The sequence below is a fragment of the Pantoea sp. EKM21T genome (genome assembly GCF_011800405.1).
Classification (GTDB): Bacteria; Pseudomonadota; Gammaproteobacteria; order Enterobacterales; family Enterobacteriaceae; genus Pantoea; species Pantoea agglomerans.
Map to the genome: position 1 here is coordinate 91,351 of NZ_JAALFV010000009.1, position 19,464 is coordinate 110,814.

The 19,464-nt window shown below is 56.8% G+C and carries 9 protein-coding genes; 4 read left to right on the top strand and 5 right to left on the bottom strand.

Annotation, left to right across the window (positions count from 1 at the left end):
- Positions 1-48: 48 nt before the first annotated feature.
- Both HFD87_RS18210 and ddlA read left to right on the top strand, forming a co-directional pair.
- Positions 49-8,634, top strand: coding sequence for a GH36-type glycosyl hydrolase domain-containing protein (locus HFD87_RS18210; RefSeq protein ID WP_167423752.1), 8,586 nt, complete (start codon positions 49-51; stop codon positions 8,632-8,634).
- Positions 8,635-8,859: 225 nt separating this feature from the next.
- On the top strand, positions 8,860-9,957 hold the full coding sequence (ddlA, locus tag HFD87_RS18215) for a D-alanine--D-alanine ligase (protein WP_163799468.1): 1,098 nt from the start codon (positions 8,860-8,862) through the stop codon (positions 9,955-9,957).
- 20 nt (positions 9,958-9,977) lie between these two features.
- Here ddlA and HFD87_RS18220 read toward each other — a convergent pair whose 3' ends face one another.
- From HFD87_RS18220 to HFD87_RS18235, 4 genes are all read right to left on the bottom strand, one after another.
- Positions 9,978-11,399 (bottom strand): GGDEF domain-containing protein, encoded by a 1,422-nt coding sequence (locus tag HFD87_RS18220; RefSeq protein ID WP_163799470.1) that lies wholly within the window; start codon positions 11,397-11,399, stop codon positions 9,978-9,980.
- Between the two features lie 268 nt (positions 11,400-11,667).
- Positions 11,668-13,143: a SulP family inorganic anion transporter gene (locus tag HFD87_RS18225; RefSeq protein WP_089414893.1), complete on the bottom strand. Its 1,476-nt coding sequence runs from the start codon at positions 13,141-13,143 to the stop codon at positions 11,668-11,670.
- Positions 13,140-13,775, bottom strand: coding sequence for a carbonic anhydrase (locus tag HFD87_RS18230; protein WP_163799471.1), 636 nt, complete (start codon positions 13,773-13,775; stop codon positions 13,140-13,142). The genes HFD87_RS18225 and HFD87_RS18230 overlap by 4 nt, the downstream gene beginning before the upstream one ends.
- Before the next feature lie 580 nt (positions 13,776-14,355).
- Positions 14,356-15,165: a 5'-nucleotidase, lipoprotein e(P4) family gene (locus tag HFD87_RS18235; RefSeq protein WP_010256579.1), complete on the bottom strand. Its 810-nt coding sequence runs from the start codon at positions 15,163-15,165 to the stop codon at positions 14,356-14,358.
- Between the two features lie 106 nt (positions 15,166-15,271).
- Here HFD87_RS18235 and HFD87_RS18240 point away from each other — a divergent pair, with 106 nt between their 5' ends.
- Together HFD87_RS18240 and HFD87_RS18245 are read left to right on the top strand one after the other, a co-directional pair.
- The gene (locus HFD87_RS18240) at positions 15,272-15,979 is read left to right on the top strand and encodes a polyphenol oxidase family protein (protein ID WP_167423753.1); all 708 of its coding nucleotides are present in this window, start codon (positions 15,272-15,274) and stop codon (positions 15,977-15,979) included.
- A gap of 267 nt (positions 15,980-16,246) precedes the next feature.
- Positions 16,247-18,265: an NADPH-dependent 2,4-dienoyl-CoA reductase gene (locus HFD87_RS18245; protein WP_167423754.1), complete on the top strand. Its 2,019-nt coding sequence runs from the start codon at positions 16,247-16,249 to the stop codon at positions 18,263-18,265.
- On the opposite strand, the gene rlmG is transcribed toward HFD87_RS18245, so the two are convergent.
- Complete coding sequence (gene rlmG, locus HFD87_RS18250) at positions 18,266-19,384, bottom strand: 23S rRNA (guanine(1835)-N(2))-methyltransferase RlmG (protein ID WP_061902014.1); 1,119 nt, start codon at positions 19,382-19,384, stop codon at positions 18,266-18,268.
- Between the last annotated feature and the right edge of the window lie 80 nt (positions 19,385-19,464).

Here is a 19,464-nt window from a genome sequence, read left to right on the forward strand (position 1 = left end):
TTCTTTTTTTTCCGGATCCAGCTGCTGCGCAAGCGCAAGGAAATGAGTGTGAAAATAAAACTGACGACGTGGTTCAGCCGGGAAAGTGAATTACCCGATGAGCATTTTCCTTTGTTCCCGACTGAAGGTATTTATCAGGCCCACAGGCCAGATATTTTTTCGGCTGAACAAATGGATAACTACGGCGAAAAATTAGCGAAAACGCATAATCTGTCGGGTGGAAAATGGTCCTACCGACTGTTGCAGCAGCTGGCAGATAATGAACTGTCATTGACGCGCAGCGCAGAGATCCTGAGTGAAGGCGATAAGCGCAGCCAGACACCGGCGGCCGTCTGGATACTGGATAATTTTTACATCATTGAAGAGCAGATCCGCCTGGTCCGGCACCTGTTACCGGCCAAATTCGGTAAAGGACTGCCCATGCTGGAGGAGTCGGCTCATTACCTGCGCATCCAGGCTATCGCCGAGGAGATGATTAAGCACAGTGATGGCCGACTGGAAACCAGCGTCCTGTATCCTTTTATCGCTGCCTACCAGCGCGTTACGCCCCTGCTGCTCGGCGAACTGTGGGCCATGCCTGCCATGTTACGGTTTGCGCTTATCAACAATCTGGCCCGGATTGCGGCTGACGTCGCCAGGGTACATCAGGAACGTAATAAAGCGGAGCAGTGGATCAGCGATATCCTCTCCACTGCCGCCGAAGATGCGTCAAAAGTTATTCTGGTCATCGCTGATATGGCCCGCCAGAACCCGCAGGTTTCCGGCGCTTTCGTCGCTGAACTTGAACGGCGCTTAAGTGGCCAGAACAATACTCTGGCGTTAACCTGGGTCGAACAACAGCTGGAAAATACCGGCCGGAAAACCTCGGAAGTCATTGAGCAGTTCAACCGGCAGCTGGCCCTGAGTCAGCTCTCTGTCAGCAACAGTATTACTGGCCTGCGGCAACTCGGCGAAATTGACTGGCAGGCCTTTGTCGAATCCGTCAGCCTGGTTGAGAAAGTCCTGCAGCAGGATCCCACCGGGACATACCCGCTGATGCATTTTGACAGTCGCGATGACTACCGCCACGTGATTGAACGTCTGGCACGGCACAGTCGCTTTGATGAACGTGAAGTCGCCCAGGCTGTGCTGACGCTGGCCAGCCAGCCTGATCTTCCCCTGCGTCAGCAGCATGTCGGCTATTACCTGCTGGATAAAGGATTTCAGCAACTGGAACAGCAGCTTGACGTTAAGGTGACGTGGCTGAACAGGAGCCGGCAGCATCTGAGTCAGACCCCTTTACTCTCCTGGTTAGGCAGCCTTTTACTGCTGACAACCGCGTTTACCGCCGAGATGCTCTACAGCACCCATCAGGCGGGCATGGCATCTTTATTGTGGTTGCTGGTGCTGCCCGCCATCATTGTCAGCAGCCAGCTAGCCTTGCAGTTGCTGAGCGAGTTAACCACCCGTAGCCGCCATCCCCTTCCCCTGCCCCGACTCGATTATTCTCTGGCGGTACCGGAGCATGACCGCACACTGGTAGTTATCCCCTGTTTACTCAGCAGCAATGAGGGAACAGACGCCCTGCTGCGCTCTCTGGAAATCTGCTATCTCGGTAACGCCTTAGCGAATATCAGTTTTGCGTTACTGACCGACTTTACCGATAGCGCCGAACAGGACCATCATCATGACGCCGCGCTTATCCGTTACGCCGTGCTGAAAACGGAAGCGCTGAATCGGCGCTACAGCGGAGGTAAATCGGATATTGCGCTCTTTTCCCTGTTACACCGTGACCGCACCCATAATATTTCTCAGGGTGTCTGGATGGGTTATGAACGCAAGCGCGGTAAGATCCATGCTCTGAATCGCTGGCTACAGGGTGAAGAAAACGCCTTCAGCATCACGGTAGGTGCCACGCAGGCTCAGCTGCACAGCGTTAAATATGTGATTACTCTCGACAGCGACACAATACTGCCGCGTGAGACAGCGCATAAGCTGATTGGCGTCATGGCCCACCCGCTCAATGCGCCGGTATTCGACGATGTCAAAAATCGGGTGGTTGAAGGCTATGCCATCCTGCAGCCTCGTCTGGCTGAAGAGATACCGGTTAACGGTCAGAGCCGCTATGCCCGGCTGTGCAGCAGCATTCCGGGGAATGATGCTTACTCCTCACTCTCATCCGATATTTATCAGGATCTGTTTGGTGAAGGCTCATTTGTCGGCAAGGGTATTTACGATGTCGCTGCCTTTAGCCGGGCGATACGCAATACCTGTCCGGAAAATCTGGTGCTGAGCCATGACCTGCTTGAGGGGTGCTATGCCCGCTCCGGTGTGGTCAGTAACGTCGTCCTGTATGAACAATATCCGGATAGTTATCTGAGCGATGTTGCCCGACGATTTCGCTGGGTGCGGGGCGACTGGCAGCTCCTTAACTGGCTACGGTTGCAGGTGCGGCAGGAAGATTGCAGTCGTCAAAAGAACCCGCTCAGTGCGCTTTCCCGCTGGAAATTAACAGACAACCTGCGCCGCAGCCTGGTGGCGCCTGCCCTGCTGATGCTGGTGTTTATGCTGTGCACGATAGTACCGAACCCGGCATTCTGGGTCGGATGCATCATGCTCTTTCTGCTGCTTCCGGGACTGCCAGCGTTGGTAATCGACGGGGTGACGAAAAGTAAAAAGCGTGCCTGGCGGCAGCATTTATCCATGCTGGTCACCGATGCCTTTAACCGCCTCTCCCGCGCTGGCCTGGCGCTGGCCATCCTGCCTCACGAGAGTTACTGGTCGCTGAAGGCGATTATCGTAACCTTATGGCGCCTGACTATCAGCCACCGCTTTCTGAACGAGTGGAAAAGCGCTTCATCACAGAAACCTGTCGAGCCTGATGTGCGCCATTTCTACCGCCGCATGTGGATTAATCCGGTAGCAGGCGCGGCTCTGGTATTCCTGACCAGCCTGAGCATGCCGTTGATGACGCATGTCGCACTGGCGCTCGCTTTATTGTGGGCGGTCGCCCCCGCGTTACTGAGCCGCATGAGCCAGCCTAAACGCGCTCAGCCAGGCAGCCTTTCAGCGGAACAGCGCCTCTTTTTGCGTCGCACCGCGCGTAAAACCTGGGCGTGGTTTAACGAATTTGCCAGCAGTGACAACAACCATTTGCCGCCGGATAATCTACAGGAGATTCCGGAGTCGCGGGTGGCCCACCGGACTTCACCGACCAACATTGGCCTGTCGCTGCTGGCAAACCTGACGGCCTGGGATTTTGGTTATATCAGCCAGAATCGGGTCATCAGCCGGACTCTCGACACCCTCGATACCCTTGATCGAATGGAGCATTTCAGAGGACATCTTTATAACTGGTATGACACCCAGACGTTAAAACCGCTGAACCCACGCTACGTCTCAACGGTAGACAGCGGTAATATGGCGGCTCACCTTGTAACCCTTCAGGCTGGCCTGGCGCAGTGGAAATACCAGCCGGTGATGTCTCTCCCCTGTATCCTGGAAGGTCTCTCCGATACCTTCTCACTGCTTAAAGACCAACTGAGCGACACCCGCAGCGACATTGTGGAACAAATCGATGCGCAGCTAAGCCTGATGCAGCGCGCTTCGCCCGCCGATTTTCACGCCGGGATGCAGGCTCTGCTGGCATTAAGCATGGTGGCAGAACAGGCTTATCTTCCGACAACGCGGGTAAACTGGCCGGCGCTTTTCCATCAGCAACTGGTCGATTTCACTCAGGAGTGGGCCCTCCTTTTCAGCTGGGTTACCCCGGATGCGCCACTGCCTGCCGACATTCCGTCATTGCTGTGGCTCGCTGAGTTGAACCTGAACCGCCCCGGACTCCCGGAAAAACAGGCAGAGACTGCGATATGGGCCGCCCGCGAACGAATGGCTGCCCTGCTGGAGCTGGACAGCCGCCTTAGCGATCACGCCAGTATGGACTTCCGCTTTCTCTATTATCCGGCCACGTCTTTACTCAGCGTGGGCTATAACATGGACAGCGGTCTGCTGGACGCCAGCAAATATGACCTTTTCCCTTCAGAAGTCCGCCTGACGCACTACTTTGCTATCTCCACCAGCCAGCTTCCGGCCAAGAGCTGGTTTGTGCTGGGTCGCTTATTTACTCAGCTGAATAACCAGCCCGCCGTGATGTCATGGAGCGGCTCAATGTTTGAATACCTGATGCCGCACCTGGTCATGCCGGTTTACCCCGACACGCTACTGGAAAAGATGGCGTTATCGGCGGTCAGGCAACAGATTGCCTCGGGTAACAGCACCGATACGCCCTGGGGCGTTTCGGAATCGGGTTACGCTGCGTTTGACGTCAATCATAACTACCAGTATCGGGCATTTGGTACGCCAGAACTGGGTCTGAAACGCGGCCTGAATGACAATCATGTTGTTGCGCCCTATGCGACGCTGCTGGCGCTGATGGTGCTGCCGCAGGAGGCGACGGCTAATCTGATAAGACTTAAAAAAATGGGTGCCAGCGGTGACTACGGTTATTACGAAGCGCTGGATTTCACCGCGGATCGACTGGCTCCCGGTCAGCCATTTGCGATCGTCAAATCGTATATGGCTCATCATCAGGCGATGGGATTGCTTGCGCTCTCTCACCAGCTGCTGGATGCGCCCATGGTCGCGCGGTTTATGTCCAGCGCACTGTTTCAGTCGTCGCGTTTGCTGCTGCAGGAAAAAGTGCCTGATGATATTGAGCTCTATACCCCACGCCGCAGTTTTGTCGAAAACAGTGACCCTAAACAGCAGCGCAGCATTCCCGACCAGCGTGAATTCAGTGGTTCAGATCCGCGCCAGCCACAACTTCAGCTGCTTTCCAATGCAGATTATCATCTGATGGTGACGCACGCGGGGACAGGCTACAGCCAGTGGAAGGGGCTGGCACTCACCCGCTGGCGTGCGGATAGCACCAGCAACAACTACGGAACGTTCTGCTACGTTACCGATCAGCAATCCGCCGAAGTGATTGCTCACAGCTATCAGCCGACCTGCTGCGAGCGTCCGCATTATAAAACCCGTTTCAATGATGCCGGGATTGAGTTTGACGCTTCAGGCACCACCTTCAGCATTCACACGCATATCGTGGTCTCCCCGGAAGATGATGTGGAGATCAGACGCATCACGGTCACTAACCGTTCCCGTCAGACCCGCCCGTTCGATATCACCAGCTACACCGAAGTGGTACTGGCGCCAGCAGCCAGCGATATGGCCCACCCTGCGTTCAGTAATCTGTTCGTCCAGACTGAGATCGTTGACAGGCTGGAAGCGATTCTGGCTCACCGTCGGCCACGTGAAGAGAAAGAAGTGACGGCATGGATGTTTCACGCGATGGCGATACATGGCAATACCGGCCGCCAGACCTCTTTTGAAACCGACCGGGCTCGTTTTCTCGGGCGCGGCAGGACGCCAGCCGATGCTCAGGCGCTGATGCCGGGCAGTGAATTAACGGGTCAGCAGGGAGCGGTGTTAGATCCCGTGTTATCAATTCGCCAGTCAGTGACGTTAAAAGCGGGAGAGACCGTCACCATCGATATGCTTTACGGTGTGACACTTCAGCGTGATACCACTATTGCGCTGATTGAGAAGTACCGTAACCACATCAGCGCCGATCGGGTGTTTGAACTGGCATGGTCCCACAGTCAGGTCGCCTTGCGTCAGTTGAATATCCGCACCGAAGATACCAGCCTGTTTAATCAGCTGGCCAGTGCCGTACTGTTTTCCAGCGCCGAAATGCGTGGCGAATCAGACGCGCTGATGCAGAACCGGCTGGGCCAGGAGTCATTGTGGCGCCATGCGATTTCGGGTGATCTGCCGATTCTTCTGGTTCGGATAGAAAACATTAATCAACTCGACCTGGTCACCACGCTCATTCAGGCGCACCAGTACTGGCGACAAAAAGGACTGACGGTCGATCTGCTTATCCTGAACAGCGACCAGGGCGGCTACCAGCAGAACCTGTTCAATCAGCTCACGACCCTGATCCCTGCCGGAGATGAACGGCAGCAGGCGGACAAACCTGGCGGCATATTTATCCGCAAAAGCGAAAGTTTTTCCGCTGACGATCTGCAACTGTTGCTGAGCGTCGCGGCGGTCGTGCTGGAAGGCCGGAACGGCAGCCTCGCCGATCAGCTCAGCACGCTGTTAAAACCGGTGCGCACCCCGCCTGCTTTTGCATTTCCATCTGTCAGTAAGACGCCGCCGCCTGCAGCCGTCACCTTTTCGCCGGAGCGGTTGCAGTTTTTTAATGGCACCGGTGGCTTCAACGAGGACGGCAGCGAATATCACATCATTCTTTTCGGCCAGCAGCAGACGCCTGCGCCGTGGTGCAATGTGCTGGCCAACAGCCAGTTGGGCACCGTCATTTCCGAGAGTGGCCAGGGCTATAGCTGGTATGAAAACGCGCATGAATATCGTCTGACGCCCTGGCACAATGACCCCGTCAGTGACAGCTCTGGCGAAGCGCTTTATCTGCGTGATGAAGAGACGGGTGATGTCTGGTCGCCCACGCCGCTTCCGGTTCGCGGCAAGGGTGATTATCTGACCCGTCATGGCTTCGGTTACAGCACGTTTGAACACACGGAGTATGGCATCAGCAGCACGTTAACGGTGTTCGTGGCAGAAGAGGCGCCGGTCAGACTTTCCCTGCTGACGCTGAGTAACCTCTCTGGCAAAACGCGTAATCTGTCGATTACCGGATACGTCGAATGGGTTCTGGGTGAGCTGGCGAGCCGCTCCGCAAGGCATGTGGTGACGTCCCCTGCCGCTATCGCCACAGGCAGCGCGGTTCTGGCCAGAAACTTTTATAACAGCACGGGCTCTGCGCGGACCGCTTTTTTTGCCGTCACAGGTACCCGGATTGCGTACAGCGGCAACCGGCTTGAGTGTCTGGGCCGTAACGGCACCACACGGCAGCCCGCGATGATGAATGTTCGTGGTCTGTCAGGTAACACCGGGGCAGGAATGGATCCCTGCGCCGCGCTGCAGACGCTGACGACACTGATTGACGGCGACAGCCGCAGCTTTGTTTTTGCCCTTGGCGTCGGTGAGGATGAGAGTGCAGTGACCGCGCTGATGCAGCAGTTCCTCTCCACCGGGGAGGCTCAGAACGAGCTGACCAAAGTTAAACAGCACTGGCACCAGCTACTGACTAAAGTGCAAATCCAGACACCGGCAGCGGAGGTCGATTTACTGGCAAACGGCTGGCTGCTGTACCAGACGCTGGCCAGCCGTTTGCTGGCGCGCAGCGGATATTACCAATCCGGTGGTGCCTTTGGTTTCCGCGATCAGTTGCAGGATACGCTGGCGCTGACCCACGCTGCCCCTCAGCGCCTGCGCGATCAGCTGTTGTTGTGTGCATCCCGCCAGTTTATCGAGGGAGATGTACAGCACTGGTGGCATCCGCCTGCTGGTCGCGGCGTCAGAACCCGCTGCTCCGACGACTACCTGTGGCTGCCTTATGCGCTGTGCCGCTATGTGCAGGCAACCGATGATATTGCGCTGCTGTCACAGCCCGTCAGCTACCTTGAAGGTCGCCTGCTGGCTGAGGACGAAGAGTCTGTCTATGAGCTTCCGGGCGTCAGTAAGATTAACGAACCGCTATGGCAGCACTGCGTTCGCGCGGTTAACCACGCCCTTACTTTCGGTCAGCACGGCCTCCCGCTGATGGGCTCCGGGGACTGGAACGATGGTATGAGTACCGTCGGGATTGCCGGCAAGGGTGAAAGCGTCTGGCTCGGCTTCTTCCTCTATACGGTTCTGGACCGCTTTGCCGCGCTGGCTGTGCGGTTCGGCGATACCGATACCGCCCGCCACTGTCAGGAGCACGCGCAGACGCTCAAAACCGCGCTTAACCATGCGGCCTGGGATGGCGAATGGTATCTGCGCGGCTTTTTTGACAGTGGCCAGACGCTCGGTTCACATGCTGACAGTGAGTGCCGGATAGACGCCATTGCCCAGAGCTGGTCGGTACTCTCTGGCGCAGGCGAGGACGCCAGATGCCGGTCAGCGATGGAGGCGCTTTATCAGCATCTGGTTGATAAGGATAACCGGCTGATTAAATTGCTCACTCCGCCTTTCGATGGTGCAGGGCCAAATCCGGGCTACATTCGCGGTTATTTACCGGGCGTCAGGGAAAATGGCGGTCAGTACACCCATGGGGCTCTGTGGGCGATTATGGCCTTTGCGGCGATGGGTGAAACAGAGCGCGCCTGGTCCCTGCTCTCTATGATTAATCCGGTTAATCATAGTGGCAATCAACAGGATATGGCGATCTACAAAGCAGAGCCTTATGTGATGGCTGCGGATGTGTATGCGGCCGAAGGCCACAGCGGGCGGGGTGGCTGGACCTGGTATACCGGTTCGTCAGGCTGGACCTATCAGCTTATCAGTGAGAGTCTGCTTGGGATAAGCCGGCGCGGCAACGCGCTGTCTGTCCGGCCACAGCTTCCCGCTGACTGGTCAGAGATAAAAATTGTCTACCGTGAGGGGGAAGGGATCTACAACATCCGGGTTACTCGCGGTGACAGCACTTATCAGCTGTGGCTGGATGGCAAACGGTGTGACGGTGACGAAATAGCGCTGGAAGGTCATCGCCAGGAACATCAGGTTGAAGTCTGGCTGGGCTCTGCGTCAGATTAAGTTAAACCTGACAACCCGCCTGCATCAGCTTAAAGAGGAGATTAAGTGGCCTTTGCGAGCGGGCCGTTGAGCTGCCACCCGCGTCAGCACGGGCAGCGCAACGGCAGCGATCTGGTGAATGGCGAGGGTTAATCGCCTGCTCACAATTATCTGTCGCCCTGCCCTGTTTTCCCTCGCGAAGCCCATGCTATCTTGTGGTTTTGATTTTTTCAGTGGGCAAAATTGATGACAAAGTTGCGGGTAGGGATCGTGTTTGGCGGGAAATCGGCTGAGCATGAGGTGTCGTTACAGTCGGCCAAAAATATCCTTGAGGCGATCGACAAAACCAGGTTTGACGTGGTGTTGCTGGGCATTGATAAGCAGGGACACTGGCGTCTTAACGATGCTTCAAACTTCTTACTTAACGCTGAAAATCCGGCGCTGATCGCGCTGAATCACGCCGCTGAAGATGTGGCGCTGGTGCCCGGCACAACTCAGCAGCAGATCATCACCCGTCATAATGCCCATCCGCTGTCGCAGATCGACGTTATCTTCCCTATCGTGCACGGTACGCTGGGTGAAGATGGCTCCCTGCAGGGCCTGTTGCGTATGGCCTCGTTACCCTTCGTCGGTTCCGACGTGCTGGGTTCTGCGGTCAGCATGGATAAAGATTTTACCAAACGCCTGCTGCGCGACGCCGGCCTCAACGTCGCGCCGTGGGTGAGCGTCACCCAGGCCCAGCGCGCCCAGCTGGACGCCAGCGCAGTCATTGCCCGCTTTGGCCTGCCGCTGTTTATCAAACCCGCTAACCAGGGTTCATCGGTGGGCGTCAGCAAAGTGGACAGCATTGAAGAATTTGATGCCGCGCTGGCGCTGGCCTTCTCCTTTGACCGCAAGGTGCTGATTGAGCAGGGTATCAAAGGTCGCGAGATCGAGTGTGCGGTGCTGGGCAACGATGCCCCCGAAGCCAGCCCCTGCGGTGAAGTGGTGGTGCATGACGCCTTCTACTCGTATGACACCAAATATATCTCTGAGAGCGGTGCGCAGACGGTGGTCCCGGCGGCTATTGCACCGGAAACCAGCGATACGATTCGTGAGGTCGCCATCAAAGCCTTTACCGCGCTGGAGTGCTTTGGCATGGCGCGCGTCGATGTGTTTTTAACTGACGACGGCGAAATTATCGTCAACGAAGTGAATACCCTGCCCGGCTTCACCAATATCAGCATGTATCCGAAACTGTGGCAGGCGGCCGGACTCAGCTATCAGGATCTGATCAGTCGCCTGATCGACCTGGCGATTGAACGCCACCAGCAGGCCAGTACCCTGAAAAGCAGCGTCAGCTGACAGAACCCGGCGGCGTGGCGTTATGCCACGTCGCTGGTGATGGCACGGTAGTTAACCGGTGAGGTCTGATTGCGGCCATTACGTTTCGACAGATAGAGATTTTTATCGGCTGCGGAGATCAGCCGGTTGATGACGCGGTGCCACTCCGTCGCCTCACCGGCATTGCCATGCGCCAGCCCCAGACTGACAGTTACCGTGGCCGTACTGCCCTGCAGCCAGAACTTCTCTTTCGCCATCTTCTGCCGGATGCTCTCAGCAAGAAAGTAGAGCTTTTCCGGATTCTGGTCGAACAGCACCACCGCAAACTCTTCGCCGCCAAAACGGCAGATGCGCCCCTCTTTACCCACAACGCGCTGCATACGGCGGGCGATCTCTTCCAGTACGCTGTCACCCGCATCATGACCAAAATTGTCGTTAATCGCTTTAAAGTAGTCGACATCCAGCAGGATCACGCCCACCCGGCGGTCCGGGAAGATCGGCTCAGCACGCAGACTTTCATAGAGGCCGGAACGCGACAGCAGCCGGGTCAGGAAGTCATAGTTGGCGCGCAACGCCAGACGCTGGTTGAGCTGGCGAATCGCATCCATGCTCACCGCCACAATCAGCGGGCTGATCGCAATGGTCGCCACGCCCAGCCGTGCCGAAGTCAGATGGGTGATCGGCAGCATATTGTCATCGCCCTGGATATTCATCACACCGTGCGAAACCAGAATGATTTCGCTAATGCCGGTGAGCAAAATCACCAGACTGGTGAGCGGCATCGGCAGCACGATGGCGCACCAGACCAGCGCCGGAACCGGGAACGTCAGGCTGCCTGCGCCGCCCATCATCGCGCCAATCATCAGCGAAAAAATCACGGCGACAACCGGTGCCAGCTTGCGCATCTGCATAAACTGCCGGGGCGACAGCGACGCCCAGTCGCGCGTCAGCAAAAAGGGCAGCAGCATCAGCCCGGTTGAGAACTGTTCGCTGAACCATTCGCCCCAGGCCGTCACCAGCCCGCTGTTAAAATCGGCCTGCTGCGCCAGCGCCCCCCAGCTGGCGCAGGCCAGTCCGGCCAGCAGACAGGCCGGAAAAATGCGCAGCACGCTGGTTATACGCTCGCTGCCGGAGTCGTGCTGAAGATGTTTTACCAGCAGCGTCACCGCCACCAGCACAAACAGAAGATTCGCCATGTTGAGGGTAAAAGCAGAGAGCGCCCAGCCTGAAAAAACGATGTCGTTAAACACCATCGCAGCAAAGGTGGCCAGGTAATAGCGGGTCTGATGCAGAAAAGGATTCCGGACGATCACGCCAGTGACGATCGCATTGACCGGCCAGAACAGCGACAGCTCCTGTGGAAAGCGCAGGTGTCCGCCGATAAAGCAAAACAGCAACGTGATTAAAAACAGTGAAAATGCGTTCTTCTTAACGTTGTGCTCTTCAAACAGCTGTATGCGCATACATCCGGACCTTGTCACAGAGAGGCTGGCTGTCCACGCCAGCCTGGACAGGCGCGTGGTGTCAGAATGATTAAATCCTGAATCTCCTCAATGTCATCCGGCGATAAAACCTCGTTTCATGGGCTAACTCAGAAAAGTTACCGTTTTGAGGCTAAACCCATCAGATGACAGCAAAAACTGGGGCTCTATTATGCATCGTAAATAAAAAAATCGGATATCCGAGATATCCGATTTTTTCTGTTCTGACGACTTACCGTTGCGCTAAATGCTATTTTACGGCAACCGGCCACTGACTCAGGCGAATGCCGCGTTTGTCGGCGTTATCGCCAAAATCTTTCAGCACCGCTTTGACGTCGGGATCGATATATTCCGCATTGTCGTTATCGACGATGACTACGCTGTTCTCCGGGATCTCATCCAGCAATCCCTGCAGCTTTGGATTGTGCATAAAGGTCAGGTTCTGCTGAAAGCGCAGCACGTAGTGGTCGTCATAGCGGGTGAGCTGCAGCGCGTTGCGATGGCTTTTATAGATGCTATAGAGGATCTGCGTGGCGATCCCGATACCAATCCCGACCAGCATGCCCAGCGTGATAATACCGACGATGGTGGCCAGAAACGGAACGTACTGCTGCGCGCCCATCCGGAACTGCTCAATAAACAGTTTGGGTGTCGCCAGCTTGTAGCCGGTATAGAGCAGCACGGCAGCGAGGCTGGCCAGCGGAATGGCGTTCAGCATCTCACTGAACCACATACCGCAAATCAGCAGCAGCACACCGTGAATGAAGATCGACAGTTTGGTCTGCGCGCCCGCACTGACGTTAACCGAACTGCGCACGATCACCGCCGTTATCGGCATCGCGCCAAGAAAACCGGCCGCCAGGTTACCGATGCCCTGCGCGAACATCTCTTTGTTGGGCGACGGCGCGGGCGTCTGAGGACGCAGTTTTTTCAGCGCCTCCTGACTCAGCAGCGTTTCCAGACTGGCGACCAGGGCTAAGGTTACCGCAACAACCCAGACCTGCGGATTCTGCCAGGCCATCCAGTCGGGCGTTTCCAGCTCTGCCATCAGCGCGGAAATGCTGTCAAAAGCGGGCAACGAAATGCGCGCCAGACCGCTGGTCATCTCCGGGAACAGCCGTCCACCCACGACGGTAGCAAGGCAGCCTATCAGCACGGCAATCAGCGGCCCAGGGATCCAGGCCAGCGCTTTGATCCGCTTCACCGGTGCGGTGGTCCAGAGACATAAAATGGCCAGGCCGACACCCGCTACCGCTACCGCAGGCAGCGAGAAGGTCATCTCACCGGTCACCAGTGAAACCAGCTCCGCATCGCCCGCGGCTCCCAGCGCCACCGGGATCTGCTGCATGATCAGCAGCAAACCGATCGCCGCCAGCATCCCTTTGATGACGCTGCCCGGCACCAGCGAAATAAACCGTCCGGCACGCAGCAGGCCAAACAGACATTGCAGTGCTCCGGCGATAATCAGCGCGGTGAGAAAGGCGGAAAAACTGCCCAGAGACGCCATTGAGGCGACGACGATGGTGACAAGGCCTGCCGCCGGGCCGCTGACGGCAAACCGGGACGGACTCAGTGATGTGACCACCAGGCCGCCAATCACACCGGTCAGCAGACCGGCAAACGGCGGTAATCCGCTGGCCTGTGCGATGCCAAGACAGAGCGGTAAGGCGACCAGAAACACCACCAGACCCGCAGGAATGTCGCGACGCAGGGTATCGAGGTTCATAATGAAGGTTCCTCTGCAGATTGATGAATCAGCTCTTTAAGATGGCCGGAGCGCAGGTCATACACACAACCAAACACCTCCAGTTCCTGGCCCGATTGCCAGATTTGCCGGACCGGTTCAGATTTCACCAGTCTGGCGAATTGCGCCTTAACGTTGGCCTCAACCAGCCGATCGAGCTGTTCACCCCGCTCCGCGTCTGAAGGGGGGCTTTCCGCCAGGCCATGCTGAATGTCATGACGCAACGTCTGAATGCGTCTCGCCAGCGCGCTCTCCTGCCCGTCCAGCACGCTGCCCGGCAGATTCTGCGCGGCTTCCACCCCACCGCAGCCATAGTGGCCGCTTAATACAATGCGTTTCACACCGAGAAAGAAGAGCGCGTATTGCAGCACGCTCAGTAAATTGTCATCGTCCTCAATCACCATGTTGGCGATATTACGATGCACAAAGAGTTCGCCAGGATGGGAGCCGGTTAAGACTTCTGCCGGAACGCGACTATCAGAACAACCTATCCAGAGTGAGTGCGGCTTTTGCTGATGAAGGAATTTTTTAAAGTAGTCTGGATTACGCTGGCGGCGCTGTAATGCCCAACTGCGATTTTTCGCTAATAAGGGTTTAAGTGTCGTCACAATCATCTTCTCTCTACTACCGGGATGTCGCATCCTGGCTAACCACAAAGTGTATCGGCTCACAAATAAAGCGTGAGCCGCCAGGTAAATAAGAACTGAGTCACAGAAAAAGGTTATAGCCGCTAACCATTACCAATGCACGAGCAATATTTCACAGCACTTTAACATCATGCTATTTGTCAATCCGGCGTCAGTAAGAGTCAGGGGTAAGTAAATTTAATTAAGCAGCAGAGAAGTGAAATAATTAGCGGAAACCATTTTAAGATCAATAATATCAATAGATTAAAATATAAAAGATAATAAACTAAAGTTATTGCTGACAAAAAAATACAATCATTAACCAAGGGGATATTCACTGCCATACCAACCGGCCTGCTTTTTACCAGGAATACTCTTAATTAAAAAATTAACCATTAGCACGATCAACCGGCTTAATTGCTGATAGCCAGTCAGATATGCCTGATTTTAGATAAGAATGAAGCAAGAGATAATTAATTTAATTTGCAGCAAAATAGTGACGGGAGAAAGTAAATCAGGACCATGTTTTAACAGAGCCTGACCTGGTCAGGCTCTTTTTCTTGACGAATTATTTACCGTTCCAGCTTTGCAGGCGCGATTCCCGCACAGACAGCTGCTGTTCGGGCGTCAGTTTATTGTAGTTTTCCGCCATTCCGCTCTCCCAGTCGCCGTAGAGCGGATTCGGCAGCACGATGAACTGCGTTCCAAACTGCTGATGGTTAAGATTCACAAAATCACGACGCGTCTGATTACCCTGATGCCAGGTCGCGCCACCAAAATCGTTGAGGTTATCGCCAACGTAGAGCACCACGTTATAGCCGGCATTTTTAATGGCATCGAAACGCGCCTGCTTATTGGAGCTGTCAGTATTCAGACGTACCGTTTTATCGCTGACGTTGGGGAAGCCAAGCTGCTGCATGTTAGCGACCGTGGCCGCGTAATCTTTCTGATCCCGGTTCGAGACATAGAACAGCGTGCCGCCATTCTGTGTGACATGACGCGCAAACTCTATCGCGCCCGGCACCGCTTTCGCCTGCCGCGCCTGTGTCCAGGCTGACCAGGTTTTGCTGCTGAACGGCTGGCCGTTCTTCGCCTGCCACGCGCTGTAGGCACTGTTATCCAGCATCGTCTCATCCAGATCGACAATCACCGCTTTGGGTTTGCCAGTCAGCGAGGGGGCCTGATCAAACGCCATACGCGCGGTATTAAATGCCTGCCAGGTCAGCGCCTGATATTCACCAGACTGCTGGAACCAGTTTACCGCCAGCACCGATTGCTGGCCGAGTTGCTGTTGCGCGGTCTGATGTGACGACGAGGCGCAGCCGGTAAGCAGCAGCGCGACCAGTCCGGATGCAGCCAGTTTTGCGGAGGTTTTCATCATTTCATCCTTAAGGTGAGAAAGGTCTGAGGAGAAGCTTCAAAAATGTAGCAGTTAACGTAAGCTGTGGGCAGCCCAACGCACGCTGTTATAACAGGAGATTCCTATGGCCGTGATCCCGCGCTCGCCATTGCTCGATTCGCTGGAGTGGCTCGAATATGCGTTTCAGCCAGCCGGAGAGCCACCACCCGCTGAGGCCGCCTATGGACATCAGCGCCACAGCGCGACCGTGGTCACCGATATCGAGAACATCCCACCCAAAAGCTGCGAGTCTGATGGCGTGATCGGCAGCGGGACGCGCCCGGTGGCGGTCTACACCGCCGACTGCCTGCCAGTGCTGTTCGCCGATCGCCAGCAGCGGATCGTGGCCGCGGTTCATGCCGGACTCAAAGGTACGCTGGCGGGTGTGCTGACCCGCGCGGTTGAAAAACTGTGCGAGCAGGGCTGCGAGCCGCAGAACCTGATGGTGGCGATCGGTCCGGCGATGGGCCCCTGCTGTTATGAACTGGCCGAACCGCAGCTGGCGGAGATTGCGCAGAACCCGGCATTGGCCAGCGGGCTGCGCTGGCACCAGAACCAGCCGGTTAATCCTCTGGCGCAACGTCCACAGGCCGCTGCCCGCCAGCAGGGTGTCTGGTTCGATCTGCCTGCGCTGGCAACGCAGTTGCTGATAAACGCGGGGGTGCCGGCTGCGCAGATCGATAACGTCAATGTCTGCACCTACTGCATGGCCGAAAGCGGTTCAAGCTACCGCTTCAATACCCACCACGGCAGCGGCTATCACTCCCGCTATTCGTGGATCCGTCGACGTTAATGGGTTTTCTGGCACCGCGCTGACAGCATGTAGCGGAACCTGAACAGTGACGGGCGCTGACGCCTGTCGCAAAGCTACGCGGGCCACGGATGGCGGTCTTAACTTCTTTGCGCAAGGCACGGGCTAGCTCCGCCCACTCTTTGTTACTCACCTCACTCCCCTGCCGTTGTTTATGATTTCACTCACACCCTGACATTCTTTAACTTTTTTTTAACGCAGAAGTGGCTAGAGTGAACTCATCCGACCACTTTACCGTGAGTGACTATCATGTCCGTCAATCCTGACTATCCTGCGCTGTTTACGCCGCTGGACCTTGGCTTTACCCGACTGAAAAACCGCTTTCTGATGGGATCAATGCACACCGGACTGGAAGAGCATCCGGATGGCGCAGCCCGGCTGGCGGCTTTCTACGGCGAGCGGGCGCGTGAAGGCGTCGCGCTGATCGTCACCGGCGGGATCGCCCCCAATGCCCAGGGTGTCACCACCGCGCATGGCGCGATGCTCACCGACGAGACGCAATGTGACTGGCACCGGCAGATCACGGAGGCAGTACATCAGCATCAGGGCAAAATCGCCCTGCAGATCCTGCATACCGGTCGTTACAGCTATCAGCCCGATCTGGTTGCGCCCTCAGCACGCCAGGCGCCGATTAATCCGTTTACGCCACAGGCGATGAGCGAGGCGGCGATTGAACAGACCATTGATGACTTTGCCCGCTGCGCCCGACTGGCACAGCAGGCGGGCTATGATGGCGTGGAGATCATGGGTTCCGAAGGCTACCTGATTAATCAGTTTCTGGTAAAGCACACCAATCAGCGCACCGACCGCTGGGGTGGCGACTTCCGGCAGCGGATGCAATTCGCGCTGGCGATTACCCGCGCCGTTCGCGCCGCGACCGGCGACGCCTTTATCATCATCTTCCGGTTGTCGATGCTCGACCTGATCGAAGAGGGCAGCACGCTGGAGGAGACGCTGTTACTGGCGGGCGAACTGGAGCAGTGCGGCGTCACGCTGTTCAATACCGGTATTGGCTGGCATGAGGCGCGCATCCCGACCATCGCCACCTGCGTGCCGCGTGCGGCCTTTGCGTGGGTGACGCAGCGCCTGCGTGAACAGGTGAAGGTGCCGGTCATCGCTACCAATCGCATTAACCATCCCGCCGTCGCCGAGCAGCTGTTGCAGTCCGGCTGCGCCGATATGGTGTCGATGGCGCGCCCTTTTCTCGCCGATCCCGCCTTTGTCACTAAAGCCCAGCGCGGTGAACCGGACAGCATCAATACCTGCATTGCCTGTAATCAGGCCTGCCTCGATCAGGTGTTCGCCGGTAAAATCACCTCCTGCCTGGTCAATCCGCGCGCCTGCCATGAGTCGCTGATGCCGGTCATCGCCAGCACCGCCCCGCGCAGGCTGGCCGTAGTGGGCGCCGGTCCGGCCGGCATGGCGTTTGCGCTGCAGGCGGCGCAGCGCGGCCATCAGGTAACCCTCTATGAGGCCGCGCCGGAGATAGGCGGCCAGTTCAATATTGCCCGGCTGATCCCTGGCAAATCGGAGTTCAGCGAAACGCTGCGCTATTTCCGGCATGAGCTGGCAGCCGCAGGCGTGACGGTTCAGACAGGCTGTCGGGTGACGGCGGATCAGCTGAGTGACGCCGATGAAGTGGTTCTGGCGACCGGCATTCAGCCGCGTACGCCCGATATTCCGGGCATCGACCACCCCAGCGTGCTGAGCTATCTGGAGGTGCTGCGCGATAAGCGCCCGGTGGGGAAACGGGTGGCGATTATCGGCGCAGGCGGTATTGGCTTTGATGTGGCGGAGTATCTGTCACAGCCATCCCATGACGAAGATCTGGCGGCGTTTTATGCCGAATGGGGCATCGACCACAGCCTGACGCAGCGTGGCGGCGTGATGAAACCCGAGCCGCCTGCCGCGTTACGGCAAATCTGGCTGCTGCAACGCCGCTCGGGAAAACCGGGTGCCGGGCTGGCAAAAACCACCGGCTGGATCCATCGCGCCAGTCTGCAGGCGCAGGGCGTTGAGATGTGGGGCAGCGTTGAGTATCTGGCGATTGATGACAGCGGCCTGCATCTGCGGCGCAACGGCGAAACGCTGTTGCTGGAGGTCGATAATGTGATTATCTGTGCCGGACAGGAGCCGCAGCGCGAACTGGAAGCCGCGCTGCGTGCAAAAGGACAGAGGGTGACAGTCATCGGCGGTGCAGATGTGGCGCAGGAGCTGGATGCGCGCCGTGCGATTGCGCAGGCGACGCAGCTGGCATTAACCCTCTGACTAGCGCATTTTCACCGCGCGCAGCACCACGAACTTCTGGTTAGAGGCGATCAGCGTACAGTTACCAAACAGCTTCTTCAGCTTGTGGTGATAATCGAGGTGGCGGTTGCCGACAATACGCAACTCGCCGCCATACTGAAGGCAGCGTTTGGCATCACGGAACATCTGCCATGCCAGGTGATCGGTCACCGCGTGCTGCTGGTGGAACGGCGGGTTGCACAGCACCGCGTGCAGCCGATCTGACGGATAGCCGCTCAGCACGTTGTTCACCAGGAACTGACAGCGTGACAGATCCTCAGGACGGTTCACTTCCACGTTAAGCTTGCTGGAAGCGACCGCCATGTAAGACTCATCAAGGAAATGCACCTCGGCCTGCGGGTTCTGCTCCAGCGCCACCAGTCCCACCACGCCGTTACCACAGCCGAGATCGACAATCTCGCCCTCAATGTTTTCCGGCAGATGCTGCACAAAGAGCCGTGCGCCGATATCCAGCGAAGCGCGCGAGAAGACGTTGGCGTAGTTGTGAATCTGATAAGGGGTGCCATCCAGCGGCCAGACCAGCGTCGGCGTGGCCTCACGCAGTTCAGGCTTGCTGAACTGGCTGTAGATCAGACGCGCTTTTTTCCACGCCAGTGAGGTTTTGGTTTCACCAATGATCTGTTCGAACAGCTGCAGGGTAGAGTTATGGATCTCTTTGGCGCGCGCTGCCGCCAGAATCACCGTATCAGGCGTGACGACTTCGCGAATGGCGCGCAGCTGGTGCTCCAGCAGCGCCAGGGTTTTAGGCACCTTGATCAGCACAGCCGCAGGTGAAGCAGGCAGTTCCGCCAGGCTATCAACAAAGTGAACGTCGCTGTCATCCAGCCCATTAAAGGTCAGGTTCTGACGGGCGGCCTGCTGGCTCAGCCAGGAGTCGCTGACGTGCCAGACGGTACGCGAATTCAGGGCGCAGGTTAAGGCCCCGAAACTGTCGTTGAAGACCAGCACCGGCCCCTCTGGCAGCGCCTGCTGTAACAGATATTCATCAGCCGCATCCCAGGCTTGTAATGGACTTTCGTCACGCATCTGCGGGAAGCGATGCAGGATCAGTGTGCGATCGTTCAGTTCAAGTTGGCTCATGAATTCTCCGGCGTGGTACACTTTGGTTGATTTTCGCCCCAAAATCGGGGGCGCAGTATACTGTCTTTCGCCTGGAATCC

Excerpts from the sequence above, each read along its gene's own strand:
- ddlA (WP_163799468.1), top strand. The coding sequence starts at position 8,860 with ATGACAAAGTTGCGGGTAGGGATCGTGTTTGGCGGGAAATCGGCTGAG.
- HFD87_RS18220 (WP_163799470.1), bottom strand. The coding sequence starts at position 11,399 with ATGCGCATACAGCTGTTTGAAGAGCACAACGTTAAGAAGAACGCATTT.
- HFD87_RS18225 (WP_089414893.1), bottom strand. The coding sequence starts at position 13,143 with ATGAACCTCGATACCCTGCGTCGCGACATTCCTGCGGGTCTGGTGGTG.
- HFD87_RS18230 (WP_163799471.1), bottom strand. The coding sequence starts at position 13,775 with ATGATTGTGACGACACTTAAACCCTTATTAGCGAAAAATCGCAGTTGG.
- HFD87_RS18235 (WP_010256579.1), bottom strand. The coding sequence starts at position 15,165 with ATGAAAACCTCCGCAAAACTGGCTGCATCCGGACTGGTCGCGCTGCTG.
- HFD87_RS18240 (WP_167423753.1), top strand. The coding sequence starts at position 15,272 with ATGGCCGTGATCCCGCGCTCGCCATTGCTCGATTCGCTGGAGTGGCTC.
- HFD87_RS18245 (WP_167423754.1), top strand. The coding sequence starts at position 16,247 with ATGTCCGTCAATCCTGACTATCCTGCGCTGTTTACGCCGCTGGACCTT.
- rlmG (WP_061902014.1), bottom strand. The coding sequence starts at position 19,384 with ATGAGCCAACTTGAACTGAACGATCGCACACTGATCCTGCATCGCTTC.